This is a genomic window from Nostoc sp. ChiQUE02 (assembly GCF_034531305.2).
Taxonomy (GTDB): Bacteria; Cyanobacteriota; Cyanobacteriia; order Cyanobacteriales; family Nostocaceae; genus Nostoc.
Map to the genome: position 1 here is coordinate 248,432 of NZ_JAVRBN020000006.1, position 26,854 is coordinate 275,285.

Genomic DNA, 26,854 nt, shown 5'->3' on the forward strand with positions numbered 1-26,854 from the left:
TATGTACTGCACCACAGATGATACAAAAGCATTAATTACTTACACCTTCGGGGACGGCGTACAGCGATCAAAAATGATTGAAGGTATACTGCCTCTTGATGTCATAGTAGACAGCATTGGCAAGAAACAGATTGTAAGTGATGGTTCTGCCGCTATTGCATATACAGCGCCGGGAGATATTACCCAAATTAGTTGCACTGGAAGATTTCGTCAAATTGGCGATCGCCCTGACACGGAATTACCTTGTGATTATGTAATAGCTAATAGCGTAATCAATGATAACCAATGGAATGCAAATTATGATAGTGTTTACGGCGATAATACTGGGGATATGCTTTTTGATATCTCTTATATTGCCGATGTCTGTTTTATTCGAGTTCGGGATATCCAAGGCAAACTCATCTTTAAGGACTCCGGTGAATGTCCACTAACCTTTGAAGTGAAATGTATCAAAGAACATTGTCCAGAAGGTTTTTGCGAATGCAAAAGTGATGGATATCCAGGATATTGTTGCAACGACTGCAACAATACATTGCGACAATTGCACGCCATAACTAATCAAATGAGGTCGTTAAATGGCAAGTGATTGTGAGCAATTAGCAAGGGAATTAGCTTTATTACGGGCGGAAGTAGCACGGCTTCGCCCAGTGGATGAAAATCGCATCATACAAGCTACTCGTTCAGCCATACAGCCAGATATCGCTACAGCAGTCGCGGCAGGTGGAACAGTCGTTATCAATAAACTCCAACCACAAATAAATAGTGGTATCGAAAAAGCAAGAGAAGCACTAGCAAAAACATTCAAGATTGAGACGGTCGCAAATAACGCCCAGACCGAAGCATTAAACACGACGAATGAGACGTTACGAGCTAAACGAGATGCAGCCGATGCAATGAACGTTGCTAGGAGGGCACAAAGTACAGCAGACGTAGCAGAACGAACCGGGCAGGGTGCTACACGCTCGGCAGGTGAAGCCAAGAGTATTGGTAATAATGCATTTGATAAAGCTAAATTTGCGGAGCAAAAAGCAGCGCTATTGGAAGCACAGACCACTAGGGCGTCGGCGAATGCTAAGACAGCTAAGGATATCGCTGAAATCGCTAGAAGGGAGTCAGATTTAGCGAAAGGTTTAGCAAATCAAGCAAAGGGTACAGCAGGTACAGCAATCTCTAACGCTGCTAAGGCATCAAAAGAGGCAATAGAAGCGTCTGGCGCTGTAAGTGGCTTAAAGGGAGTAGTAAATGGTATCGGTAGCAAGATAAATGCTTTCGGTAACGCAATAGCGAAGGTAGAAACAGTCGTCGGAAATGCGTTAGTAAGGGCTGCTGAGGCAGTAGGGATATCCAAGAATGCACTAGCCGCTACGGGTAGGCTAGCAAGTCAGGTACTCCAGATTTTTAATGTCATTTCTACGATTTTTGTATTGTTGGAAGGATTGGCAGTTTTGGAAGTACTCGGCGCAAGAATTGATGCGCTAGAAAATAGTGTTTTATCGCTCGGTGCTGAGTTATCAGGTATTCTTGGGCGATTACTGGGCTTACGCGATAGAGTGGCACGAAACGAAGCGTCTATATCCTCCGTGTTAAGCGTTGCCTACGACGCAAGGACAATCGGATTGCGTGGGGTATCGCTAGCCCAGTCTGCACAAATTACGGCAAGCGGGGCATCAAGTACAGCCCAGGTAGCACAATCGACCGCAAGTCAAGCTAAACTTACAGCTGACGGGGCAGTACGTAACGCAAGGCAAGCCAACGACAACGCCACAACTGCATTTGCCAAAGCGAATGAAGCAACGGTTATTGCAAATCAAACGACTACAAAGGCAAACGAGGCGACAAGAGCAGCTAATAATGCTCAAGGTCGAGCGGGTGAGGCATTCAACAAGGCACTAGAAGCGCTTGGCGTTGCTCTCACTGCATTGTCACTATATCAAGCTTTTAAAGGGCTGAGAGGATTACAAGGCTTACCGGGTAGAGACGGTAGAAACGGAGTTGACGGCAGGCCCGGCATAAATGGAGTGACGACGGTCATTCAATTGCCGGGGCAACGTGGTGAGCGCGGGTTTCCTGGTATCTCGGGCCTTCCAGGTAGGAGAGGTGAGCAAGGTATTCCCGGTTTAAACGGTAAAGATGGAAGGGACGGTATAGACGTGAACCCCGGTGATTTAGCAGGACTAAAAGCTTTTATTGCAGCCCAGCACACCCAAACACGCGGACAAGTAGGCGTTGAGGGTAGCGCCACACGAGCGAATAGCAACGTGCAACACGTTGTTACCCGCGCTGATGTAAACGCAACAACTACAGGACTTGTAGGCACATTGACGGCATTTGTAACAAGTCAATTTGCATCGTTAGCGGCATCAGTAACTATTATCGGTACTCGATTGCTCGGCTTTATTAATTGGGCAGTAATTGACAGAGTAATGAATATCATGATTCTGGCATCCACGATCCATAATGCCGCGATGCTCAGTAACGATATTGGGCAAACATTATTGGGCGCAATTAATAATGTTTTATCTGTAATTGGAATTAAAAACTCTGAAGGTGAGGGTTTTGATGTTGGCGCTATTATTGGTAAAACTTTTGAATCAATGATTAAAAGTATTATTGGAGAGGAAAATTACACTACTTTAACTATTAATTGGCAACTGGCAAATCGCATTTATCAATCTACGACAAACGTATTTAACAGCCTTACTAATGCCGTTGCTGTCATTACAAATGCTTTAGAAGTAATTGGCGGGACAACTAGTAAATTAGCAAACGCATTGAGAACCTTTGGTGTAGTTGGAGAGAAAGCCTATCAATTCTTTAATCCACAGCCGAACTTTCATAATAAGTTTTTCAGCTTCCTTCAAAATGCCCAACAAGGGGCAAGCACTGTACAAATGGTTACCCAAATACCTGTAGATATTGTGCAGGCTAAAGTCCAAATTGATGAAGCGCTTACAGAGCAAAAAGCAGCGTTAAAAGGCGATAAAAACCCAGATGGAACCGAGCGAGAAAAGGGGATAGAAATAGAAGACAATGCCCCACTTAAAGCACAATTTGAGGCTAGTTTCTCGGCTAGCCAAGGGTTTGAAGTAATTATTGAAGAGATTTTTGATGCGGGAGAGTAACGCGTATGCCTGGGCCAACTAACGCCCTACCGGATGGTTTCGACCCTTGGGAACATTTACAAGGCCAATACACGGCAGAATTTAATCGCAGAGTACGGCGATATTTTTCAGATCATGATGGTGACTGGCTACCTAATATTGCTGATAAACGTAGTAGCATGCGTGTGGCTTGCACCATAAAAGATGATGATAGCTATTCAATGATGGCTCTCAGAATGTCATTCTTTTTCGATTTACTCGGTCAGTCGAAAAAGGATTTAATGATATATTACGGCAGCAGTTCTGATATTGTGCTGCCTGTTTCAAATCATCCACAATTGCATTTATATTTTTCCCAAGACTCTCAAGCCGTCCCAGCAAATGCAAAACAAATCGACCATGAAAAAACGTGCAGACTAACTCGCTATGCATCTAAAGCAGGTGAATCGCTACCAGCCGTTACTAAAGCCAATTTATTAGAAATTGCTAGAGAAATTAAAACTTCGTTTATGGAGGGTAGCAAAGGGATTACTTATACCTGTGGCAAAGTTTTAGTCAGCTATACAGATCCTGCTAATGGCTTTCCAAAAGGTAACTATTGGCTAGTAAGTTCTAGTAGTCAAGCAAATACACTTTATCACAAATTGTGTAATGTGATTGACCGACCGTTTGATGTTAATAAAATCAATGTTGGAACCCCAGAGAAAGACAGCACAATTCAAGGCTCAAGCGGCACTGAGGTTATACTGGGAACCTCTTATAAAAAACGTGCTTACAGACCAGTTGCTAACTTAAGATTTCGTCACGCTTACGTTAGCTTCGGCGGTATCGCTTCCCCAATTTTTCTAGTTGATAATACTAATCGACACACAGCACTGATTACATAAACAAAATTATCTATAAATCTAATTCCAGAACACAGGGAAACCTAATAGGTTTCCGGAGTACGGAACCTATTTAAAGCCGTGCTAGTTATAAACTAGCTCGCAATAGAAAGTAATTTGAGTTGAGTTTATGGCTTCACGAATCGCAGGCGTTGAAAATGTGCCTCATGTAGTTGGCACGGGAGAAAATAGGGTTTTACTGGTTCTGCCAGATGTTTATGGCTCGTTTAGTGCTGCATTGGGTGTTGTAAAGCTGACAGGTGACCCACCCGCAGGCGTACCAAGTACAACGGTTGGCCGCGCAGTAGCCGATGGATTAATCCGCAAAATCAAAGTCTCATATATTGGTGCAAATACTAAGCGTAAAACAGCAACATTAATTGTTGCTGGCGACAAAGCTATGCAAGCTCGTGCGTCTTTAGTCGGTTCTACTTTCAACAATTTCAAAATCAAAACAGCTTATTACCCGACACAAATTCAACTAGGGTAATGTATGGCTAGACTGCAAAAGTATTTTATTACCGATGCGGCATTTGACAAGCTCTACTTTAAATCAACGGCTGGGCTTTATTACAGCATCGGTAGCGGTGTTACTGGTATTTATCCAGCGGCAGACAATGAATTGGATCAGCCAGAAGTTCTAGTAAAAAATCTTTTGCACTCAGGTGTATTAATTCGGATTAATGCCACCGTTTTGATAACTGGGAAAAGGCGTTCACTCGACTTACTTTGTAATAGGTTAGTTTTTCCCAACATCTTAAGCACTGCATTAGGAAAAAGTTTCTCTATTACTAATGGATCTTCTGGCCAGATCAAAGCACTTAATCAACGTATGAGACAAATTTCTAGAGGATAAAATGGCTAAGTTAGATAAATTCGTTGCAACTGTTGGCACAGCTAAATATGCTTTTCGTGCCCCGGCTGGTTTGTATGATGGGTCAATCGCTACAGAAACGGGAATCGCAGCTGCTGGAGACGCTGATCAAGATTTACCAGATTATCCAGTGAAGAACCTTTTGAGAAAAGGAATACTGCGAAGAGTAACTGCTATCACTAAAACTTCGGCTGGGAAACCCAGTCGGTTAAAGTTGCTATGTACTAGCGCAAAGCTAACTACGATTTTGGATGCTCTTAAGGGAGATCCTTACAGTATTACTGGCGGCGGTAGTGGCACTATTCAAAGTGTTGGTTTTTCTCTTCGCGTTGTCTCTCGTGGCTAATTGGTACTTGAATGGGGAATTAACTGTTAGCAATAGTTGGCAGTTGTTCCCAAATGACGTTATAGCAGATACTTTTCGGATCACAACTTCTATTCAAAACCTTGATGATTGGGAAAAATGGAAGTTTAAAAGCGCCGCGTATCTGCGATTTTTCTATGCAGACAATAGCGCTTCACCTAATTACTATATTCGGGTACGTGATGTTGTAACTATTTATCAGTTCAGTGTCCCGGTAGATTTAAAAAATCAAGGGTATTTAATTAGAACTGCGGCAGTTATTAGAGCATCTAGATATTTACCTTTTACACCTAATCAAAATTTTGCTCAGTGGAGCTTAAAATTAGAATCTTTTCAGTAAATGAAAACCAATCAATTAAGCATAGGTGTTATTAACTCGCCTAACGGCTCCCCAGGCATAGTAATTACTCTTGAGACTACAGGTATATTTTTGGGTATTCTTGTTAGTGCTTGTATGCTGGCAGGCGTTGCTATTAATGTCATTAGTAAAATGAATCGGATTTCTTCTTCAATTACTCAGATTGAAGAAGCCTTAAAAGGTTATGCCAGCAACGCGGAACAAATTAGAGACTTGGATAAAAGACTTGATTTGCATCTCCAAGAGTACGTCAATCGAAAGGATGTCGTACAGATGGTTATGGGGCAATTAGACCAGAAAATCAACCACAAGTTTAAACGGCTTCTGTTTTATACTCGCGATATTCAGCGTTACATGCAAAAAAACACTGACTTTAAGATGCGCGAATACGAAGAGAATACCCAACCTGAAGAATAACTTACTGGGGATTCACTCTAGTAATTTACGAAAATTCCCTGATGCTTAATCAAGGGAATTTTCGCACTTTAGAGTGAACGACTAAATCACTCCTATGGATGCTTCAACTGTAACTTTAATTTTTCAGGTTTTTTTACCAGTAATAGTAATTGCGATTGTCGGCTTTGGAATTTACTTTATTATGCAAGCGCTCCCAGAAGATATGAAAGATTTTTTAAATTTAGATTTGACCAATCCTAAGAGAAAGAAACGCAAGTAAGACGAAATATTTCCATTTCGTATAATGAGATTGCCCTGATAAATGCAAAGGCTTGCCTTCCGCCCCTGTCAGGGCACATAATCTCCATTTCGTTACTTGGCTTTAGCTTTTAATTCGTTTGCAATTTTCTGAAGCCCTGCAAACAAGCCAAGCGTCCCGTGTTCAGCCCGAACTTTTGCTGACTCAATCGATGAAATTTCGTTTTTGCAAAAATATTCTTCCCTAAAGTTAATTATCTTTTCACAATCTTCTTCAGAATGTGGAGCAGCATAGCCCAACATTTCTAATATTTCTGATGCTGCTTTTAACTTGTCATTCATTGCTCAAAATTCCCTTTTCGTCTCATTGTCGCTAAAAGCCTTATTTTAAGCGCCCAGTGGACACGCTAGACATTCCACTGGGCGATAGGCGTTTTTATTTAAATTAGTCAAAGCTTTACTGGCGTTTATCCTTGAGTGATGAGGCTTTGAGAGGTTGCCGCAAACTCAATTTAGTCAAGAATTAGTCAAGGGGTTTTCTGAAGGGCTGGAAGTAGTGGGTGACGAGGGATTTGAACCCGCAACCAATAGATTAAGAGTCTACTGCTCTACCGTTGAGCTAGTCACCCACACGAAAAACAATCATAGCACAACTTCTGACAATTTAGCTAGTACCGCGCCCAAAAAACGAATTAAAAGGGGAATTTGACGGTGAAGGTAGTTTGACCTGCTGCACTCTGTACATAAATTGAGCCGCCTAAATGTCTGACCATTTTTTGCACTAATGCCAATTCCAGTCCAGTGCCGCTATGTTTCCAAGGATCGTGTTTGGAAAGGTGATAGAAAGGCTCAAAAATCCGTGACAGTTCATTGCTGGTAAGCTCTATTCCCGAATTGGTAATATTAAGCTCTACTGCATCCCCTATCAGGTGAGCATAAACTGTAATAGATTCACCTGCTGGGGTGTATTTGCAGGCATGATTGAGCAGTTCGGTGACAATCCGCTCCAAATCGGTGATATCTGTCTCCAAAGGCGGCAGCGCATGATCAACACTCAGGTTTAACTGCTGTCGCTGGCAGTTGGTGAGGTCTCGAAAAGACTCAATAATGGGATGAAGCCAGCTTTGAAAGTCAATGGCAATCAAAGTTGGGGGTTCGGGTTCGGCTTCGAGATATGTGAGTGTGAGTAGATCGTTAATTAACTTGCTTTCTCGCCCACACTCGTTATGCAGAATCTGCAAGAGTTGCGGAACTATTTCTATATCTGATATTTCTGCTGGTGTGAGGACACTTTCGAGGGTTTGGACTGCAAGGCTGATGCTAGTTATTGGAGTCCGCAGTTCCTGGGACAGAGTTCTGAGAAATTGGTTTTTTAGCCGATCGCATTTTTCTAGTTCTTTTACCTGTGCCTGATTTTGTTTGTAAAGCTGGGCTTGACGAATGGCGATCGCACATTCATTTGCTACTTGCTGCACTAGCTCAATTTCAAATTCATCAAAGGCCTCTTGTGTCGGTCTTGTCAACCAAATGTTTCCCAAAATCCCTTGAGTATCAAAAATTGGACAAGCCATCTGGGACATAACCAACAACTTTGGTTGCCATCCCGGCACAATTTCCAAAAATTGCAATGGTTGTTTTTGCAACAGCGGCTGATAAACTTCAAGACGGTCTGCGATCTTTCTGGTCAATCCCTGACACTGCGGTAAGTTAGTGGTGTACTCGTAGGTAATAGTTACCAGGGTTTGGCAGGTGCTATAGAGTTCAATTTGGCAACGATCGAGGTTCAGTAACTCTGCTAATTCCTGGGTGAGTGTCTGCAACACCTGAGTTTCATCCAGACTGTCGCGGATTTGTTCTGTCATGCGTCGCACCAAGGCTTCAAAGTTTCGCACCTGCTGCAACTGATTTTTGTGCTTCTGCTTCTGCAACTCTAACTTTTCTTTGAGATCCTTGATCTGCTGACGAAGTTCTGTCTGCCCAGCAGCAATGCCGATTTGAGTTGCCAACTGTTTGAGTAAGTCCGTTTCTGTTTGTTGCCATTGACGCGATTGGTGGCAATGCTGGGCAATCAACAGTCCCCACATATCTTGCTCTTTGAAAATCGGCACGACTAGATTGGCTCTTATCTGCAAAGATGCAAGAAAATCTATATGGCAAGGATGCAACCCGGCTGCATAAATATCTTCGACAACTTGAATGCAACCTCGGCCGTAGTGTTCTCGATGTTTCCCACTGAAACAGGGATCGGTGATGTTTTTTCCCAAAAGTGGATCGCCAGCAGCTACAGTTGATTCGGCAATAATTACTCCACTCCCATCAGCCTCGAAGCGATAAATTAGGACGCGATCGCAATTCAGAAACTGCCGCAGTTCAATTGTTGTCTGATGCAGAATTGTCTCAAATTCTACAGATTGGTGAATCCGTCCAGCGATCGCTTCTAACAGTTGCTCCCGTTCAGCCTGGAATCTGATCGCTTGTTCTGCTTGCTTCACAGGAGTGATATTGCTACTAGTACCAATCAGTCGATAAATCCTGGAGCCAGCATCCTTTACTGGAGTGAGAGTCGTACTCCACCAAGTGGGAACTCCCTGGAATTGCAAACATTGTTCGTAAGAAATAGTTGTGCCGAAGTGCACACAGTCAGCATAATGTTGACGCACCTTGGCAGCATCGATGGGGGAGAGAATATCCTCTGGTTTTTTGCCCCGGAGATCATCTGAGCGAATGCCTATCCACCGCTCATGAGTGGGATTAAGTGCCACATATCGAAAATCTCCATCCTCCAGAACATCAACTACAAATATTGATGCCTGCACAGAATCGTACATGCTCAGTAGAAACTGCTCGCTACTACTTTTATCATCTACTTCTGTGCCGAAGAGAATCTGAGGTGGTGATAATTTTGTCAACTCTATAGTTGATTCTGCTGGATTTATATTCATGCGAGAGTCCCTGTCTGGTATTACTGACTCTTCTAGGCGCTCTCTTGTAGTTAAGCTTGTAGTAGATGCACTTTAGCGCCTATAGCAAAGTATTGTCAGCCGTTGCTCATCGAAATTTGGATCTTTCTCTACTTCTGATCAGAAATCTAGGAAAGCTAAGTAGGAGTCAGCTTAACAAATCCTGCTTTGTGAAGGCGAAAATACATTTGCAGGTTAGGGCAAACTTACTGAAATTTAGATTTTTAACAGTTTTTTAAGATTGTTGCATATATCTAAGTGTAAACTTCAGTATAAATCAATTAAATTTATTATTCTTAATAATGGGAGTGGAAAATTACGAGCGCAATTTGTGAGCATTCATTCCTGTGAGGATACCAACCAGCAGCCAAGTGATGGCTAATCCCATGACTTCGCCTAAAAACAACTGCGTTAAGCGCCGCCAGATCATCCCCACAGCAGAACCGACGGGGACAGCAATAGCCCAACTTGCCCCAGAGACAAATATCCAGCGCCACGCTACAGGCTGGGGAATTGCTAACCATTGTGCTAATCCAATTCCCAAGCCGCCAAGCGCACCATAAACCGCCCCAGACAAAATTCTCAGGGGAAGAATCTCAGTGCTAGGTACAATCCAACCCACGGCACCAATACCGATCGCGGTGATAATACTCCAACCCAAAAGACTTGACAAAATCCACCTGATACAAAATACAGGTTGTTTGAGAAGACAACCTTGAGGAAGTGCGATCGCAAATCCGCCGATAGCGGCCTCTACTACCCCAATATCTGGCTTTTCGCCGACTTCAATTAAGAGTAAACTTAATAAAAAACCGCCGAAAGTAGCTAAAGTCCACAGCAATGTAAAGCCAAATCTAGTATTTTCAGGCGCGAATGGCATCAAAGTTTCTTTGGTTGTAATAGTCTGACAGTTCTAGCATTAAACATCTCAAAAAAAGCTTTGCGTCGCTGTTGAGGTGATTCCGGTACAATGTAACCCCACAGACTCTCCCAGTAGAAAAAGGAGATCCCATCAAAATTGCGATCGCGCACAACCTGAACTTGTTCTCTAATTTGTGCCATTTTTACAGGATTACGCACCGTTCCCGTTGATATACCAATACCTACAGGAATTAGACTTTGAGCCAATTTTATAGATGGTTGTTCTAGTTGAGTGATAAAAGACTTTTTGTCATTTCGATACACCTGCAAAATTAACTCATTAACTAAACCTTTTTTTACCCAATTTTCCCAGTCTTGCAAATAGTATTTGTAGGCAAAAGCTTGATAGTTAGGAGACAAAGATATTCTAACTTTGGGTTTAACCGCCTTGACAGCTTGATAGATTTCTGCCATAAAATCAGTAATTTTGTCTGCCCGCCAACGCATCCATTCTGAGTTAAAAGGATCGGTTGGGGGACTTTTGCCTTGATGCTCTTGTTGGTAGAGTTCAATAGTGAAGCGATCGTAGCCAAACTGTACAGGCATCCCAAAATGGTCGTCAAGCTGAATACCATCCACATCATAATCTCTGACTACTTCTAAAATTAGCTCCTGGATAAACTCTTGCACTTGCGGATGTAAAGGATTTAACCAAGCCACCTTAGTTACTAAAATATTGTCGATTTCTTCTGGTGGGGCATCTTGAGTAGACTTTATACCTTCTTGCCCAATTGTCAACCAGTCAGGATAACGCCTTGCTAATTGTGAATAGTGCGGCGTCATAAACCCGTATTCAAACCAGGGAATGACTCTCAAATCTTTATTTTTAGCAAGTGTTACTATCTTTGCTAAAACATCCTGTCCACCATGCATGAAGTTAAGCAAAGGTTGAGTTTCCGAGCCTGTAGTCATTTTAGCTACAGCACTCTTATAAAAAGTATGTCCTCGGTTCCAAACTACAGGATAAATAGTATTAAAGTTGAGAGCCGATAATTGATTTAGAGCACGGTTAATACCCCAAGGGACAAATAGTACACCACTAGCAACATTAGTGAGCCAAACGCCGCGAACTTCTGTAGTTAAAGGACTTGTTTTTTGGGAATAAACTGGCAGTAATGATGGTAAAAAAACTGTTAAAGTGACTACTAATCCCAAACACAGCAAGTAAGAAACACAACGGCGAGCAACCCGATTCATTTGTAAGCTTGACCTAGTGCGATCGGAATATATATAACTACAAAATAAAGTTGTAATCCTCCGGATTATATAAAAAAATCATGATTTGATGCCAAGGTGTAAATTAATAAATATCCCTTAGTGGAAAATTCTCACTATTTTTAATTCTGTGAAATACAAGAAATCATGATATGCATGGTTTCCCTATATTAGGCGCACCCCTCAAACTCTCGTTCCCAGTCTCAGGCTGGGAATGACCCTCATTGAGGCTCTGCCTTTTATACTAACTTGAGGCAGAGCCTCCTATAAATGCATTCCCTGGCAGAGCAGAAAACTAGAGGAAACTCTTAACTATTAAAACCTTTCTACACCTTCAAATTGCTTGAGTGCCGATGCATTTGCTGCTTCACCACAAGTCCGTGGTGTGGGGAATATCTTTTCAGGATTTGCTAACCCTTTAGGATTAAAAACTTGCCGCACCCATTGCATAGTTTCTAAATCAACTTGGCTAAACATCTGTGGCATATAGCACCTTTTCTCTGCACCGATGCCATGTTCGCCAGAAATACTACCACCGACTTGAACACAAAGTTTGAGAATTTTTCCACCCATTTCTTCTACTTGCTCTAATGCTCCAGACACAGAATTATCATAAAGAATTAGCGGATGAAGATTGCCATCGCCAGCATGAAATACATTAGCAACCCGATAACCATATTGTTTACTTAATGTTTCAATCTCGTGCAAAACATAAGGCAACTGAGTCCGGGGAATTACACCATCTTGTACATAATAATCTGGACTTAAATGCCCAGCCGCAGCAAAAGCGGCTTTGCGCCCTTTCCATAATTTCAATCTAGTTTCTGGATCAGTAGCAGAAGTGACATTACGAGCACCATTCTTTTTACAAATTTCGGTAACTCGCTGCTTATTACCTGCAACTTCAACTTCTAAACCGTCAATTTCTATTAGTAAAATAGCAGTAGCATCACGAGGATAACAATTAGTTGCTACAACATCTTCAACTGCATTGATGCTGAAGTTATCCATCATTTCCATACCACCAGGAATAATTCCGGCGCTGATGATGTCAGAAACAGTTGCTCCAGCAGCTTCAATGCTAGTAAAATCTGCCAACAGCACACAAATTGATTCTGCACTTTTGAGAATTCGCAAAGTAATTTCTGTGGCAATTCCTAAAGTGCCTTCAGAACCGACAAACACACCTGTTAAATCATAGCCAGGCATTTCTGGAATTTGTCCACCTAAATCGATAATTTCCCCTTCTGGCGTGACAATTTTTAATCCTAAAACGTGGTTAGTAGTAACACCGTATTTGAGACAATGTACACCACCAGAATTTTCAGCAATGTTGCCCCCAATAGAGCAGATAATTTGACTGGAAGGGTCAGGAGCGTAGTAAAAACCAGCACCACTAACAGCTTGTGTTACCCAACTATTAATCACTCCTGGTTGTACAACTGTCCGCTGATTTTCCAAATCAATGTTAAGGATTTGCCGCATTAATGAAGTGACAATTAAAACAGAATCTTCTACTGGTAAAGCGCCGCCAGATAGACCAGTGCCTGAACCGCGTGCTATGAAGGGGATAGAGTATTGGTTACATATCTTCACAATTTCCGCAACTTGTTCTGTAGTTCTGGGTAATACCACCACAGATGGACGTTGGCGATAACCGGTTAAACCATCGCATTCATAGGTAATGAGTTCTTCGCGGCGTTGCACCACACCATTTTTTCCAAGGACAGCCTCGAATGCTTTGATAATGGGTTTCCAGTTGCGTTGTTTTTTATCTTGCGTAAGCATAGTTTTTTAAAGTTCAAGGTAGATATTGCAGGCTGGTTAGTATAGCTGTAATTACTATTGTTGCAAGAATAGCAGTCAAAAGTGAGTAAAAGGCGATGTCTGACGACAAGCCGCTGACGCTCCTTCGTCGCTACCACTTCGCTAATGCGTCTACGCATTTGATGTAGAGTTAAATGCGATCGCCTGATTAGATTAAAGCAGGGATGATGAACGAAGTTTAACTCTTTCTGGGTATCACACTTCTCGTACACAGGTTGGGTTAAACGTTAATAAAACTTAACATCATGTTAATTGCTAGCTTATCCTCTTCAGACAAACTTTGATAAGGCTCTCAGCCAAACCCAGCTTATGGTGTACTGATTCAGCAGTAAGAAGCATAAACTTGAGTGTCTCCGAGAAATTAAGGGGAACTCAAGTACAATTTATCCTGTCACTCACGATAATATAGTGAATATATTTACAAAAAAACCATACTCTTACGAAACTATTGGTTCTCAAAATTGCTGGGAAAAACAAAAAACAAAATCCTTGTTATATGGTTTGGCGTTTTGGCAAACCTCCAGAAGTTGTCCTCGAAATTGTGTCTAATAAAGAAGGTGATGAACTTGGCAAAAAGCTGAAAATTTATGAACAAATGCGGGCTAGTTACTACATCGTATATGACCAGAATCAGCAATTAGGAGAAAAACTACTACGCGTTTATGAACTTAGAGGAAGGCGCTACTTTGAAATTTCAGAAAATTGGTTAGAACAAGTTGGTTTAGGCGTAACTTTGTGGGAAGGTAAATTTGAAGATAGAAAAGATACTTGGTTACGCTGGTGCTACCAAGATGGTAATGTTTTATCGACTGGAGATGAACGCGCCGAACAGGAACGACAACGTGCCGAACAGGAACGACAACGCGCCGAACAAGCAGAACAACGCACCCAATTGCTAACAGAAAGGCTGCGTGCTATGGGCGTAGATCCCGACACTCTATAGGATACTTGCTGTAAAGACGCAAAAAAACTTTGCGTCTTTGTGTGAGTAAGAAAATATCATTAACTTGTGCAACTTATAAACTCATTTATCCGATGCCAAACCTTCTCTAATAAATCAGGATCATCGGCATTAAACCATTCAATTTGTGGATACGCTCGAAACCAAGTGCGTTGTCGCTTGGCAAATTGTCGGGTATGCAAAATTGTTAATTCTTTCGCCTCATCTAAGGAAATATCCCCTGCTAAATATTGTTTAATTTCTTGATACCCCAAAGTGTTCAACAAAGACAAGTCAGCGCCATATTTTTGACAAAGATACTCCACCTCCATGACCAAACCATTTGCTATCATTTGTTCAGTACGCTGTTTAATCCGAGCACCTAACTTTTCAACATCGCAATCTAAACCAATTTGCAAAATCGGATAATTTGGTGGATTCTCGCCTTGCTGTTGTGAAATTGGATATCCAGTGACGTAAAATACCTCTAATGCTCGTAAAGTCCGCACTGAATCATTGGCATGAATCTTTTGTGCGGCAACTGGATCAACTTGTTGTAAAATTGCGTAGAGCTGTGGCTGACCGAGAGACTCAAGCTGCGATCGCAATTCTGGTTGTGGTGCAACTTTCGGAATTTTCATCCCTTGGACAATAGAACGGATATATAAACCAGTGCCACCAACTAGCAACAGTGGTGTAACATCAACAGAAGCAATTAAGGCTTGTGTTTGCTCCTGATAGTCTGCTACTGTCATCATGTCTGTTGGATCGCAGATATCTATTAGATAGTGCGGCACCAATTTTTGTTCAGCTACAGTTGGTTTCGCTGTCCCAATATCAAACTCACGATAAACTTGACGAGAATCAGCACTAAGAATTACAGAACCCAACCGCATTGCCAAAGCCAAAGCCAAACCCGACTTCCCTGTTGCCGTCGCCCCACAAATTACAATCAATTTAGTCATTGGTCATTGGTCATTTATCATTTGTCATTTGTCAAAATTTAGAAATTCTTCCCCTGCCTCCCCTGCCTCCCCTGCCTCCTCTGCTCCCTCTACTCTCCTTGCCCCTCTTCTACGGTACTGCAACCCCAGTATAAACTTCTCTTGAAAATGCCCTACAGACGCCAGCAAGGCTTTTGTGTTACAATTTTGGAGTGTTTTTACTTTTATTTGCCTTTAGGCGATTTTAACCCCACGCATCAGGAGAGTTTACATGACGAGCAGTTACAGTGCCGATCAGATTCAAGTTCTGGAAGGTCTGGAAGCCGTCCGCAAAAGACCAGGAATGTACATCGGTACCACTGGGCCACGAGGACTCCACCATTTAGTTTACGAGGTGGTGGACAATTCAATCGATGAGGCTTTGGCGGGTCATTGCACTCATATAGAAGTGGATATCAACGCTGATGGTTCCGTGACTGTAACAGATGATGGTCGCGGTATTCCCGTCGATACTCACTCGCGTACCGGGAAATCGGCTTTGGAAACCGTAATGACGGTACTGCACGCTGGTGGTAAGTTTGGCGGTGGTGGTTACAAAGTTTCTGGAGGATTGCACGGGGTTGGTATTTCTGTTGTTAATGCCCTATCTGAGGTTGTAGAAGTTACGGTTTGGCGAGATAAAAAGGTTCATCTTCAGCGCTATGAACGTGGTGTCCCAGTTAGCGATCTGCAAGTCAAGCCTTACAAAGAAGCTAGAACTGGAACTTCTGTTACTTTTAAGCCAGATACCCAAATATTCACTACTAGCATTGAGTTTGATTACATTACTTTATCAGGTCGCCTACGGGAATTAGCGTATCTGAATGCAGGTGTCAAAATTACCTTTACTGACCACCGTTTAGAACTACTAAAAAGCGATACACCCAAGATAGAAACCTACGAGTACAAGGGTGGGATCAAAGAGTACATTGCTTACATGAACCGTGAGAAGCAACCACTGCATGAAGAAATTATCTATGTGCAGGGGGAACGAAACAATGTACAAGTGGAAGTTTCCTTACAATGGTGTACTGATGCTTACACGGATAATGTGCTGGGTTTTGCTAACAATATTCGTACCGTAGATGGTGGTACGCACTTAGAAGGCTTGAAGGCGGTTCTGACTCGGACATTAAATGCGATCGCCCGCAAGCGCAATAAAATTAAAGAGAATGAACCTAACCTCAGTGGCGAACACGTCCGAGAAGGTTTGACTGCGGTAATTTCCGTTAAAGTCCCCGACCCAGAATTTGAAGGACAAACCAAAACCAAACTCGGTAACACCGAAGTTCGGGGAATTGTTGATTCTTTGGTAGGAGAAGTCCTCACCGAATACCTAGAATTTCATCCTGCTATAGCAGACTCAATTTTAGATAAAGCTATCCAAGCTTTCAAAGCCGCAGAAGCAGCGCGTCATGCACGAGAATTAGTTCGGCGCAAATCCGTACTAGAATCTTCGCCATTACCTGGTAAATTGGCAGATTGTAGTTCTCGCGATCCTAGCGAATCTGAGATATTCATCGTGGAAGGGGACTCAGCCGGTGGGAGTGCAAAACAAGGACGCGATCGCCGCACTCAAGCTATCTTGCCTCTACGTGGTAAAATTCTTAACATTGAAAAAACCGACGACGCCAAAATCTATAAAAATAACGAAGTTCAAGCGTTAATTACAGCACTTGGTTTAGGTGTCAAAGGTGATGAATTCGATTCCACCCAACTACGTTATCACCGCATAGTTATTATGACGGACGCTGACGTAGATGGAGCGCACATCCGGACTTTGTTGTTAACATTCTTCTATCGATATCAGCGAGCACTCATCGAACAGGGCTTTATTTATATTGCTTGTCCCCCACTGTTTAAAGTAGAACGGGGACGTAATCATGAATACTGCTATAGCGATCGCGAAAAAAATCAAGCGATCGCCAAATTCCCTGCTAACGCCAACTATACCATCCAACGCTTCAAAGGTTTGGGTGAAATGATGCCACAACAACTCTGGGACACCACAATGAACCCAGAAACCCGCAAAATGAAGCAAGTCGAAATTGAGGACGCTGCCGAAGCTGATCGTATCTTTACAATTTTAATGGGCGATCGGGTCGCACCCAGACGAGAATTCATCGAAACCTATGGTTCTAAACTCAACTTCACCGATCTAGATATCTAATATCACCAGTCCTAAATCATTCTTTAAAAACAAGATCCCCGATTTCCTTGAGAAATCGGGGATCTTTGGCTTTGAAGTATTGCGTGAATTCCTGGAACAGACTTTGGGTAAAGACTTTCTATCAAAATTGTAAAAAGTACCTCTTTTGGCTGATGATAAACTAGAAAATTTATCAATCTTTGGTATCAATATTTTTCATCCTACAAACTCTGTCGTTAGATGAGTGACTATATCCATAAATTCATTAATTATTGTCAATAACTCCATTTAACTGGATTCCACACAAAGCTATGAAACTGGGCAAAAGCATAGTAGGAAAAGCATTGTTCAATATTATTGGCATAAGTAGCTTGGTTGCTCTGTCTGCCTGCGCTCAACCTGTCACAGAAACTCCCACCGCAACTGTCCCTCCCGTTGCCCAAACCCCCATAACAACTGTTCCTCCCGTTACGCCAACCCCTAATAGCACCATTGCTACCGAAAATTTAGCAGAACTGGCAAAGTCAGCAGCTAGTCAAGGACAGTTTAAAACTCTTATCCGAGCAGTGCAAGCCGCAGGTTTAACTGAACAATTGACTGCACCAGGACCTTACACAGTATTTGCACCTACTGACGCCGCTTTCTCTGCTTTACCAAAAGCTACTCTAGACCAACTCTTACAGCCAGCAAACAAACAACAATTAGTCAGGCTTCTGGCTTACCACGCTATACCTGGGGGAATTACCTCCCAGCAATTGACATCTGGACAAGTTAAAACAGTTGAGGGTAGTCCCGTTAAAATCACGGTTGATCGTGCCAGCAACTCAATCACAGTCAATAATGCTAAAGTGACTCAGCCAGATATCCCAGCTAGCAACGGCATTGTTCATATAGTCGACCAGGTACTTCTACCACCTAATTTTCCTACAAGTCTCAACACCACTCCAACACCACGGTAGTTTGACAAAGCTCATAGTTTCCACTTTTCGCTAGTAGTCCACCAAAGAAACTTTGCGGGGTTTATGGTAAGAAAATCAAGTTCTTTTCTTCCCCTGCTTGCCTTCACCGTTCATTTTTGGGTTTGTCGAGTACTAGGGGTAGGTTTAAAAGCCACCCTAAATTTGAACTAGACGCTAACAATCAATTAAAAAAAATTTAGCTTGACTTGTCACACAAGTAGGCAGTCAGCACTACAATAACTACAAAAATTCTAAATTTATCAGTTAGCAAAAACCATATAATTTGCTTATTGTCAATATTTTCCAGACCAGAAATATTCGAGTGTTAGCAACACTACCAACTTTATTGGAAACTTAGTCCAGATAATACTCTTTGCTCTGACTCGCTGATTAATTTCGCCCACCAGCTAGAAACACATTTGTTATGCTTTAAGAAAACAACTGAATATCATCTATCAAACAGCAATTAATAAGTATTTTGAGGATTTATCATCATAAGATGACAGAAAATTACCGAAACAAAAGTATTGTAATTTACAATTACTTTACGCAAAAAAGCTTTGTAACTAAATTATCAGCCAAGATTCTGGTTTCTCTGTGTTCCAGGTAATGGCTGTTGGCAGCACACACCATCTGGCTGAAAACTTGTTAATATCTTCATGTAGTGTCGTGGCGATCGCTATTGTATCGTATATATCTAATGTACTTTTGCTGAAGATTAGGACTATATTGGCGAGTTCGCAAGACAAATCATTTTTGAATTGATTAAAATATCCTTGGATACAATAAGAAGAGTTTGTCAAGTTTCATAGGGCTGAAATCGCCACATTGCGCTAACGTGTGAATAAGACCGAATTAGTTAAACCTAAATTGATCTCCGATCAGGTCGATTCTGCCACAGCCTCAACTCCTCAGTTAAGGTAATGAGTACGCAGAAGTTTAACTGCTTTAAGGTAAGCACCACCCTTGTTGTATTTACCCAAGGTCAAGACCCGCTTTAGTCTAAGGAATGCGTAATTTATGAAGGAAATGTAAAAATGGCTAGATTAAGACGAATCCTCTGAGTTAACATAAAGTGCACTCTTTGTAAGTAACTAATGTTGTGTAAAATACATGAAATTCGGCAAAAGCAAGCGTACTTACTTCGTAATGTAATAAGAGCGTCACTGCTATTCCGAAAAGTAGAGAAAAAATTTCAGGGTAGAACTCCCGTTTTTAATGTCTTTTTGGTGAAAGTAGCTAACAGTTGCTTAATGAGTTCCTGATTAATACACAAAAAGAGTGCAATTTCTGTGAAACAGGCTACAATCGGAAGAGTCTTTATAGGAAAATCTGCCAACAGTCTGAATTCATTTTTATAGAGTGGCAAATTTTTTGATAAAGGTGAGTCTTTTTTTTGACCAGTTAGTTGAAAGCAATATGTGATAGCAACACATATAACATTTACTAAAGTGAGCAAGTCACCTTTAGTAATTGCTTAAACTAAAGTAAAAAAACCTCCGTTCGGAGGTATAAAACGTCCGAAAATATCTCTGGCAAATCTGCCAAAAATTTTATTTTCGGTTGACAACTAGCTCGTTTAAAAGAGCAGTAAACACATCTTGAGTAATTGATTCTGCAAGGAGCATGAGGAACGCGGCATGAACCAGGCTAACAACGTACTCGAAAGCATATATCAGCCTGACCTAGAAATAATGAATCAGCCTGAGCTCGAGTTAGAAGAACTCTTAATAGACGATGAAGAGGACTTGCTGATCATCGATGAAGGTGACGAGGAATTTTTAGAGCCTCAGTCTGATGAGGACGACGCAAAGTCTGGAAAAGCCGCTAAATCGCGTCGTCGGACACAAAGCAAGAAAAAGCACTATACCGAAGATTCAATTCGGCTTTACTTGCAAGAAATTGGTAGAATTCGTCTGTTGCGGGCAGACGAAGAAATTGAATTGGCGCGGAAAATAGCCGATTTGCTGGAATTAGAGAGAGTACGTGAAAGACTCTGTGAGCAATTAGATCGCGATCCTCGAGATAGCGAATGGGCAGAAGCAGTACAACTGCCACTACCAGCCTTTCGTTATCGCCTCCATGTTGGTCGTCGGGCGAAAGACAAGATGGTGCAATCTAACCTCCGTCTTGTAGTTTCAATTGCTAAGAAATACATGAATCGTGGTTTGTCGTTCCAGGACTTAATTCAGGAAGGCAGTCTCGGTTTGATTCGTGCCGCTGAAAAGTTTGACCACGAAAAAGGTTATAAGTTTTCTACATACGCTACATGGTGGATTCGTCAAGCAATCACCCGTGCGATCGCAAATCAATCCCGCACAATTCGTCTTCCAGTTCACCTTTACGAAACCATTTCTCGGATTAAGAAAACTACCAAGTTACTATCTCAAGAAATGGGTCGCAAACCCACTGAAGAAGAAATCGCTACTCGCATGGAAATGACCATTGAGAAGTTGCGGTTTATTGCTAAATCCGCCCAGTTACCTATTTCACTAGAAACGCCAATTGGTAAAGAAGAAGATTCTCGATTGGGCGATTTTATTGAATCCGATGGTGAGACACCAGAAGACCAAGTTTCCAAAAATCTTCTGCGTGAAGACCTCGAAAAAGTCCTCGATAGTCTCAGCCCTCGTGAACGGGATGTTCTCAGACTGCGTTACGGCTTGGATGATGGTCGGATGAAAACCCTTGAGGAAATCGGACAGATTTTCAACGTTACCCGCGAACGGATTCGTCAAATTGAGGCAAAAGCACTCCGCAAGTTACGCCATCCAAATCGCAACAGCGTTCTCAAGGAATATATTCGGTAAATTAGTCATTAGTCATTGGTTATTAGTAAATAAACAAAGAACAAATGACAACTGACTAATGACAAAACAATAAAAAGCCTGGTAGTGAATTAGCACTCCAGGTTTTTTTATTTATAGGTCATCTTAGATATTAAAACTTATAGGATGCCCCAAAAATGTAGGAAGCCTTGACCAGAAAAAACCTCAACCAAAATGGCTGCTGAAAAACCAATCATTGCCAAGCGACCGTTCCAAATTTCAGCTTGTGGGGTAAAGCCCCAACGCCAAGCGTTGCGATCTTCAATTACAGGAGTAGTAACTTTTGTTGTGGTTGCATTTGTCATGGTTGGGACTCCAAACTTAATTTTTAAGCTTTATTGCCTTATGTAAATTAATATAACAAATATTTTTATAAAGGCAACATTTTTTATAGTTTTGTTTCTATACCTTGACATAAATAGAGATAGCTATTTATACAGATTAAAACATCAGCCTTCAGTTAGATTTACTGAGGCAGAAGAAATGTTGGGTTGACTTTTACTATCATAAACAATATAGCTTATTGATATTAATTTGCAAATAATAATTTGCATTGCTTGATTTTATATAGAGTTTGTTATTTTTAAATTAAAAATTATTGATAATTTATGGAGATATTTGGAGTCAAAAAACTTAGGTTAGTACCAGATAATTTCCATTTCTTTTGAAGTTGAGACAAAACTAAGCTTCTCATAGATACGTTTACCATCCTCAGTGGCGTGAAGCCAGAGGCGTTTTGCCTCAGTTGCTCTGACAAAACTGATAATTTCCTTTAAGAGTGCTGTAGCAATTCCCTGGCCTCGTCACATCGGAATTGTATAAACGTTCATAACGTATACTTCTAAGGGACTTCCAGAAAATAAATTATCCAAATTTACTCAGATAAGATTTTTCTTTCTCCCCCTGCTCCCTGCCCCCCTGCCTCCACAGCAATAGGATATTTTTTTAGTTGAAAGTCCCTAAGCCTGAGAGATTGCTGTTGTAAGGGGGCCGTTGAAAAAATACCAAGCCGCTAGTGGCAACAATTTGACTATCAACTTCAGCGACCCAAGCTAAAAACTCACCCTGCGGCATTTTTTCGCCAAGATACTTTCGAGTTGCTTCGGCTAGGTTTGCGGTATCAGAGTCACCTTTAATTTCGCCAGCTTCACGCAGGAGTTCGAGACGCAGTTGGATCAGCGCCTCTAAGTCCTGCAAGTTGGCTTCTCGCAAGTTGAATATCACCCTGATTAAGCTCGCACTTCCGCCACGGTGATGATTTTTTCATCGCGGTTAAGTTGGAGGATGCTTTCACCTTTGACATCCCTACCTAAGAGCGGCACTGTTTCCACAGGTATCCGCACTACCCGCTCTTTATTCGTCACTAAAGCTACCTCGCCAGATGCGTTGGCGTAGCCCGCCGTTCGCGTAGCGTCTCGTAGAGAAGGCATCGCTATGACCATACCAGCTAATTTGTCAGTTTTACTGGCAAATTTTAGCGCCTGTGTGCCTAAATCGCCGCGATTAGCCGCTCTTAACTGACTCGCAGCCATCCGCTTGGCATATCCTTCTTGAGTAACTAACAGCAGTTGATCATCTTTACCGACAGTGACACAGCCAACCATTTCCTGATTTCTCAATAACCGAAATGCTTGTAAACCCATCGCTGTGCGTCCCATGACCGGTAATTGTTCATCATTGACTGCAAAGCGCAACACTCGCCCACCTGAACTAGCTAAAATCAGATGCTCCCCTGGCGTGGTGAACTGGGTAAATGACAATTCATCATCGTCTTTGAGCTTCAAAATCGTGATTCCGCGCCGAGTCAGGTTAGTAAATTCTCCCAAAGACAAACGCTTAATTCGTCCTTGTTTTGTTAAGAGAATCATCTGCCTGGTTTCGAGATTTTCCGGCAGCAAAAAGCGGCTGACCACAGCTTCTTGAGCACCTTGAGCAGTACTACTGAGCATAGTAATCAAAGGTTTTCCCCGTGGAGAACGTCCAGTAGTTGGGGGAATTTCTCCTACCTTCACCGGATAGACTTTGCCGCCACCAGTTAGTATTAGCAAGTCTTTCTCGGTGTCGGTCAACACAGTTTGGATAATGAAGTCATTATCGTGCAGACCATTTTCACCTTTTGACTTTCTCCCAGATGGCTGGGTGCGGCGGACATAACCCCGTTGGGTAAATTCTAAAACCGCTTCCTCTGCTGGTTCAGAAGATTTAAGTTCCTCTTCCTCCTCTGCCCCTCTGCTCCTCTGCCCCTCTGCTCTAGACTTCTGCTCCTCTACCCTAGACTTTTGCTCCTGTCCAATTTTTGTCCGTCGGGAATCGTTGTACTTGCGTTTGAGCGATCGCAAATCTTTTTTCAGCGCCTTCAATAATTCCCGGCGATCGCTCAGTAATAGCTCCAACAATCTAATTTGTTCACTTAGCTGCTCAAATTCCTGCTGCAAATTTTGCTGTTCTAAACTGGTGAGGCGGCGCAAGGGCATAGCCAGAATTGCATCTCCTTGTACCTCACTCAAATCCAGTTGGCTACAAAGGTTTATTTTTGCCGTACTTCCATCGGGAGCTTGACGCAAAATTTCAATTACCCGATCCAAATTAGATAGTGCATTGAGTAAACCTTCCACCAAATGCACACGACTTTGAGCCTTTCCCAACTCGTAATTGTAGCGACGGTTCAGCGTCTCTTCTCGGAAACTCAAAAACTCCTGCAAAAGTTGACGCAAACTTAACTGGCGGGGTTGTCCATTCACTATTGCAAGGAGAATCGCCCCAAAAGTCATTTGCAAAGCAGTTTGGTGATATAAATGCTGGAGAACTTCTTGGGGATTGGTATCGCGCTTGAGTTCAATTACCACCCGCATCCCTTCGCGATCGCTTTCATCCCGAAGATCAGAAATTCCTTGCAAACGACCTTGATTTACTAAGTCCGCTACCTTCTCAATCCAGGCAGCCTTATTCACTTGATAAGGCAATTCTGTAATGATAATTGCCGTCCGTCGCTTGCTTCCCCTAGTGGCTGGAATTTCCTCCAGAGTCGCGACTCCCCGCAGCAAAATTCCACCTTTACCTGTGGTGTACGCTTCCCGAATTCCCGCCTCACCAACTATTTCTCCACCAGTGGGAAAGTCTGGCCCTGGAATTAACTCAAATAATTTTTCATCTGGCAAATCTGGGTTGTCGATTAAGGCAATTAACCCATCGACCACTTCCCCCAAGTTGTGCGGTGGAACATTCGTTGCCATTCCCACGGCAATACCAGAACAGCCATTAAGCAACAGAAACGGCAACTGAGCAGGTAGCACCGTTGGTTCTTGCTGGGAATTATCGAAGTTACCGATAAATTCCACAGTTTCTTCACCAATGTCTGTCAGCATTCCCTCATGACTGATGGGTGCGAGGCGCGTTTCTGTGTAGCGCATCGCTGCTGGAGGGTCATTATCGACACTGCCAAAGTTACCGTGTCCTGCCAGCAAGGGATAGCGGCTAGAAAAATCCTGTACCAGCCTTACTAAGGCATCATAAACTGATTGATCGCCGTGGGGATGGTATTTACCCAACACATCACCCACTACACGAGCACATTTTCGATAGGGTCTATCTGGTATCAAACCGAGTTCGTGCATTGCATACAAAATGCGACGATGCACTGGTTTTAAGCCATCACGCACGTCTGGTAGCGCTCGCCCGACAATTACGCTCATGGCATATTCTAGATAAGACCGTTGCATCTCGGTATGCAGGGCTGTTGTAATTACCTGTCCCGTTGAGAGAAGGTTTAACTGTTTTGCCATGAGTTTTTTCCCTGAAATTTAACTACACAAAAGCCGATGGAACTCAACACTGCGGCAACCACAGCATAACGGATGAAATGAGATTCATAACAAAATTTTGATAGTCACACAAGAAAAAGCAGTAGTATCATCCTTGATGATGAGGATGCAATTGACTATTAAAAAGGATGCACACGAGTATAATCTACATAAACTTAGTAGCCATCATACTTACATGATTGCATTTCTTAATTTTGAATTCTGGAATTCTTGAATCTCCTCACCTCTATAACTAAAATTCTCATGAAAACTGTTTTAATTGTCGAAGACGATCTAATTAATGCTCGTGTTTTTTCCAAAATTTTGTCCAAGCGTGGCGGCTTGGGTGTGAAACACACTGAAAATGTCGAAGAAGTCATAAAAATTGCCCAATCAGGAGAAGCCGACCTGATTTTGATGGATGTTTCTCTGTCCAGAAGTGTTTACCAAGGTAAGTCCGTTGATGGAATCAAGATTACACAAATGTTAAAATCCGATCCAAAAACAGCGAACTTACCTGTTATTTTGGTGACAGCACATGCTATGGAAGGCGATCGCGAGAACTTTCTCAAGCAAAGCGGTGCTGATGGCTACATTTCTAAGCCAGTTGTTGACCATCAACAGTTTGTTGACCAAATCATCGCACTTTTACCCACAGATTAACACTGAGAATTAACGACTTATTTCAGGAATACTCGCCCGCCAATGTTTTTGGGCGAATAGTTCCTGTATTTAGATAGTATATATGTACTACGAAAAGGTACTGTAAGGCAAGTGGTGATAGGAGAGGGAATGGGGACACAACTCTTGGAGACGCTCTGCGTAGCTTGCTTCCACGTTCGCGTAGCGTGCCGTAGGCAAGTGGTACAACAAGCGGTAGTTGAGCACAGTCAAAACTCAGTGCATCGCAGGGTATTGGGTATTGGTTCTTCTCACCCCCCTGCTTCCCCTGCCTCCCCTGGCCCCTCTGCCCCTCTGCCCCCCACTCCTATTGAGTAGGCTGCTGTCCAGGGGCTGACGATGAGTTTTCTCGTTGCTGTAGAGCTGCTTGAATACGGGGTAATTCTAGGAATTTTTTCGTATCAGACAGTAAGCGATCGCCCCAGAGATTTTCTTTGAGGAAATCCAAATTAGCATAGCGCGAATCGATACGGAGTGCAGCTTCTCCCAAGGTTAGTCCTTGTTGCCGTAAGCGTAGCTCGCCGGAGGCATCGCCTTTAGTATACAGCGCCACAGCCAAGGCCAATAAAGGTTCTGCGGCTTGCTTATCAAGGGTTACAGCAGATTGCCATCGCTTAATCGCTTCGGGTATATTACCCTGTTCGTAGTTGATTAAGCCAATATTGTTGAGCGCTGGCCAGAATTTTTTATCTTGAGAGACGGCTTTATCGTACTGGGCGATCGCATCTGGCAATCGACCCAGTAGATAGTAAGCATTACCCAAATTAAACAACCCTTCTGGATCGTTGGGTTTTAACTTCAAACCATCTTGGTAATTGACAACAGATGCTTGGTAATTTTTCTGCTGAAAATTAGCTGAACCTAAAGCAAACAAAATATCACCATTTTTGGGGTTGATAGATTGTGCTTTTTTCAGGCTAGCGATCGCCCCGTCAAACTCTTTGGTTTGCAGTTGCAATCCACCTAACAGCAACCACACTTTATCATTCCCAGGAGCGAGTTGACTAGCCAGCCGCGCTCTTGGCATAGCTAATTCAATCTGTTGAAACTGAGCGAGTTGAGCCGCCTCTTGTGCCAAGCTCAACCCCTGCTTCTCTAACTTTGTCCCATCTAGTTGCAATGTATGGGGTATTAATGCCTGCGCGTTAGCGGCTTTTGGCATACTCCACAAACTACAGACCATTAGAAAAGAAATCAAACTAACATGTTTAGGCACATTACCGCCTCTAAGCCACTAATCAAAGAATCTTTCAGCTAGCTTAAACGATCTCCGCTCTTGACGGCAGCAAAATCTTACTTCATTAGTTCTTGACATCCCCATAATAAGAGCAATATATTAATAAGTAACTACTTACT

At 42.4% G+C, this 26,854-nt stretch carries 25 protein-coding genes, 1 tRNA gene and 1 pseudogene; 14 read left to right on the forward strand and 13 right to left on the reverse strand.

What is annotated here, in order from left to right:
- Position 1 precedes the first annotated feature (1 nt).
- The 9 genes from RM347_RS09060 to RM347_RS09100 all read left to right on the forward strand — a co-directional run bounded on the left by RM347_RS09060 (position 2) and on the right by RM347_RS09100 (position 6,257).
- Positions 2 to 586 (forward strand): hypothetical protein, encoded by a 585-nt coding sequence (locus tag RM347_RS09060; RefSeq protein WP_322719843.1) that lies wholly within the window; start codon positions 2 to 4, stop codon positions 584 to 586.
- Entirely contained in the window at positions 576 to 3,122 is a 2,547-nt protein-coding gene (locus RM347_RS09065) for a hypothetical protein (RefSeq protein ID WP_322719842.1), read from the forward strand. Before RM347_RS09060 ends, RM347_RS09065 begins: the two co-directional genes overlap by 11 nt.
- A 5-nt stretch (positions 3,123 to 3,127) precedes the next feature.
- Positions 3,128 to 3,988: a hypothetical protein gene (locus tag RM347_RS09070; protein ID WP_322719841.1), complete on the forward strand. Its 861-nt coding sequence runs from the start codon at positions 3,128 to 3,130 to the stop codon at positions 3,986 to 3,988.
- 127 nt (positions 3,989 to 4,115) lie between these two features.
- Positions 4,116 to 4,475 (forward strand): hypothetical protein, encoded by a 360-nt coding sequence (locus RM347_RS09075; protein WP_322719840.1) that lies wholly within the window; start codon positions 4,116 to 4,118, stop codon positions 4,473 to 4,475.
- 3 nt (positions 4,476 to 4,478) lie between these two features.
- Positions 4,479 to 4,841, forward strand: a complete 363-nt coding sequence (locus RM347_RS09080; protein WP_322719839.1) for a hypothetical protein — start codon at positions 4,479 to 4,481, stop codon at positions 4,839 to 4,841.
- A 1-nt stretch (position 4,842) separates the two neighbouring features.
- Positions 4,843 to 5,205 (forward strand): hypothetical protein, encoded by a 363-nt coding sequence (locus tag RM347_RS09085; RefSeq protein WP_322719838.1) that lies wholly within the window; start codon positions 4,843 to 4,845, stop codon positions 5,203 to 5,205.
- On the forward strand, positions 5,198 to 5,563 hold the full coding sequence (locus RM347_RS09090) for a hypothetical protein (protein WP_322719837.1): 366 nt from the start codon (positions 5,198 to 5,200) through the stop codon (positions 5,561 to 5,563). Before RM347_RS09085 ends, RM347_RS09090 begins: the two co-directional genes overlap by 8 nt.
- Positions 5,564 to 5,998 carry a hypothetical protein gene (locus RM347_RS09095; protein ID WP_322719836.1) on the forward strand — a complete coding sequence of 145 codons (435 nt, stop codon included), beginning with the start codon at positions 5,564 to 5,566 and terminating at the stop codon, positions 5,996 to 5,998. It abuts the gene before it with no gap.
- Between the two features lie 94 nt (positions 5,999 to 6,092).
- Positions 6,093 to 6,257 (forward strand): hypothetical protein, encoded by a 165-nt coding sequence (locus tag RM347_RS09100; protein WP_322719835.1) that lies wholly within the window; start codon positions 6,093 to 6,095, stop codon positions 6,255 to 6,257.
- A gap of 92 nt (positions 6,258 to 6,349) precedes the next feature.
- On the opposite strand, the gene RM347_RS09105 is transcribed toward RM347_RS09100, so the two are convergent.
- From RM347_RS09105 to glcD, 6 genes are all read right to left on the reverse strand, one after another.
- The gene (locus tag RM347_RS09105) at positions 6,350 to 6,577 is read right to left on the reverse strand and encodes a hypothetical protein (RefSeq protein WP_322719834.1); all 228 of its coding nucleotides are present in this window, start codon (positions 6,575 to 6,577) and stop codon (positions 6,350 to 6,352) included.
- A gap of 215 nt (positions 6,578 to 6,792) precedes the next feature.
- A tRNA-Lys gene (locus tag RM347_RS09110) sits at positions 6,793 to 6,864 on the reverse strand.
- Between the two features lie 63 nt (positions 6,865 to 6,927).
- Complete coding sequence (locus RM347_RS09115) at positions 6,928 to 9,177, reverse strand: sensor histidine kinase (protein WP_322719833.1); 2,250 nt, start codon at positions 9,175 to 9,177, stop codon at positions 6,928 to 6,930.
- A gap of 334 nt (positions 9,178 to 9,511) precedes the next feature.
- Complete coding sequence (locus tag RM347_RS09120; RefSeq protein ID WP_322719832.1) at positions 9,512 to 10,075, reverse strand: hypothetical protein; 564 nt, start codon at positions 10,073 to 10,075, stop codon at positions 9,512 to 9,514.
- Positions 10,075 to 11,313, reverse strand: a complete 1,239-nt coding sequence (locus RM347_RS09125; protein ID WP_322719831.1) for a glycoside hydrolase family 10 protein — start codon at positions 11,311 to 11,313, stop codon at positions 10,075 to 10,077. The genes RM347_RS09120 and RM347_RS09125 overlap by 1 nt, the downstream gene beginning before the upstream one ends.
- A gap of 333 nt (positions 11,314 to 11,646) precedes the next feature.
- Positions 11,647 to 13,119, reverse strand: coding sequence for a glycolate oxidase subunit GlcD (gene glcD / locus RM347_RS09130; RefSeq protein ID WP_322719830.1), 1,473 nt, complete (start codon positions 13,117 to 13,119; stop codon positions 11,647 to 11,649).
- Between the two features lie 514 nt (positions 13,120 to 13,633).
- Here glcD and RM347_RS09135 point away from each other — a divergent pair.
- Positions 13,634 to 14,101, forward strand: a pseudogene (locus RM347_RS09135) (Uma2 family endonuclease); the annotation flags it as partial.
- A gap of 59 nt (positions 14,102 to 14,160) precedes the next feature.
- On the opposite strand, the gene miaA reads toward RM347_RS09135, so the two are convergent.
- Positions 14,161 to 15,063 (reverse strand): tRNA (adenosine(37)-N6)-dimethylallyltransferase MiaA, encoded by a 903-nt coding sequence (gene miaA / locus RM347_RS09140; protein WP_322719829.1) that lies wholly within the window; start codon positions 15,061 to 15,063, stop codon positions 14,161 to 14,163.
- A 250-nt stretch (positions 15,064 to 15,313) separates the two neighbouring features.
- On the opposite strand from miaA, the gene gyrB reads away from it, so the two are divergent.
- Positions 15,314 to 17,251: a DNA topoisomerase (ATP-hydrolyzing) subunit B gene (gene gyrB / locus RM347_RS09145; protein WP_322719828.1), complete on the forward strand. Its 1,938-nt coding sequence runs from the start codon at positions 15,314 to 15,316 to the stop codon at positions 17,249 to 17,251.
- Between the two features lie 290 nt (positions 17,252 to 17,541).
- Positions 17,542 to 18,189 carry a fasciclin domain-containing protein gene (locus RM347_RS09150; protein ID WP_322719827.1) on the forward strand — a complete coding sequence of 216 codons (648 nt, stop codon included), beginning with the start codon at positions 17,542 to 17,544 and terminating at the stop codon, positions 18,187 to 18,189.
- A gap of 566 nt (positions 18,190 to 18,755) precedes the next feature.
- On the opposite strand, the gene RM347_RS09155 is transcribed toward RM347_RS09150, so the two are convergent.
- Complete coding sequence (locus RM347_RS09155) at positions 18,756 to 18,992, reverse strand: hypothetical protein (protein WP_322719826.1); 237 nt, start codon at positions 18,990 to 18,992, stop codon at positions 18,756 to 18,758.
- Between the two features lie 837 nt (positions 18,993 to 19,829).
- Between RM347_RS09155 and rpoD the strand changes: the two genes are divergently transcribed.
- The gene (gene rpoD / locus RM347_RS09160) at positions 19,830 to 20,999 is read left to right on the forward strand and encodes an RNA polymerase sigma factor RpoD (protein ID WP_322719825.1); all 1,170 of its coding nucleotides are present in this window, start codon (positions 19,830 to 19,832) and stop codon (positions 20,997 to 20,999) included.
- A 137-nt stretch (positions 21,000 to 21,136) separates the two neighbouring features.
- Here the strand turns inward: rpoD and RM347_RS09165 are convergent, their stop codons facing one another.
- From RM347_RS09165 to gyrA, 4 genes are all read right to left on the reverse strand, one after another.
- Complete coding sequence (locus tag RM347_RS09165; RefSeq protein WP_322719824.1) at positions 21,137 to 21,322, reverse strand: chlorophyll a/b-binding protein; 186 nt, start codon at positions 21,320 to 21,322, stop codon at positions 21,137 to 21,139.
- Positions 21,323 to 21,655: 333 nt separating this feature from the next.
- Positions 21,656 to 21,808, reverse strand: a complete 153-nt coding sequence (locus RM347_RS09170; protein ID WP_416211920.1) for a hypothetical protein — start codon at positions 21,806 to 21,808, stop codon at positions 21,656 to 21,658.
- Between the two features lie 154 nt (positions 21,809 to 21,962).
- Positions 21,963 to 22,229: a hypothetical protein gene (locus RM347_RS09175; RefSeq protein ID WP_428850534.1), complete on the reverse strand. Its 267-nt coding sequence runs from the start codon at positions 22,227 to 22,229 to the stop codon at positions 21,963 to 21,965.
- A gap of 17 nt (positions 22,230 to 22,246) precedes the next feature.
- Positions 22,247 to 24,799: a DNA gyrase subunit A gene (gene gyrA / locus RM347_RS09180; protein ID WP_322719822.1), complete on the reverse strand. Its 2,553-nt coding sequence runs from the start codon at positions 24,797 to 24,799 to the stop codon at positions 22,247 to 22,249.
- A 282-nt stretch (positions 24,800 to 25,081) separates the two neighbouring features.
- Between gyrA and RM347_RS09185 the strand changes: the two genes are divergently transcribed.
- Positions 25,082 to 25,480, forward strand: a complete 399-nt coding sequence (locus RM347_RS09185; RefSeq protein WP_069073372.1) for a response regulator — start codon at positions 25,082 to 25,084, stop codon at positions 25,478 to 25,480.
- Between the two features lie 325 nt (positions 25,481 to 25,805).
- Here the strand turns inward: RM347_RS09185 and RM347_RS09190 are convergent, their stop codons facing one another.
- Entirely contained in the window at positions 25,806 to 26,714 is a 909-nt protein-coding gene (locus RM347_RS09190) for a tetratricopeptide repeat protein (RefSeq protein ID WP_322719821.1), read from the reverse strand.
- Positions 26,715 to 26,854 lie beyond the last annotated feature (140 nt).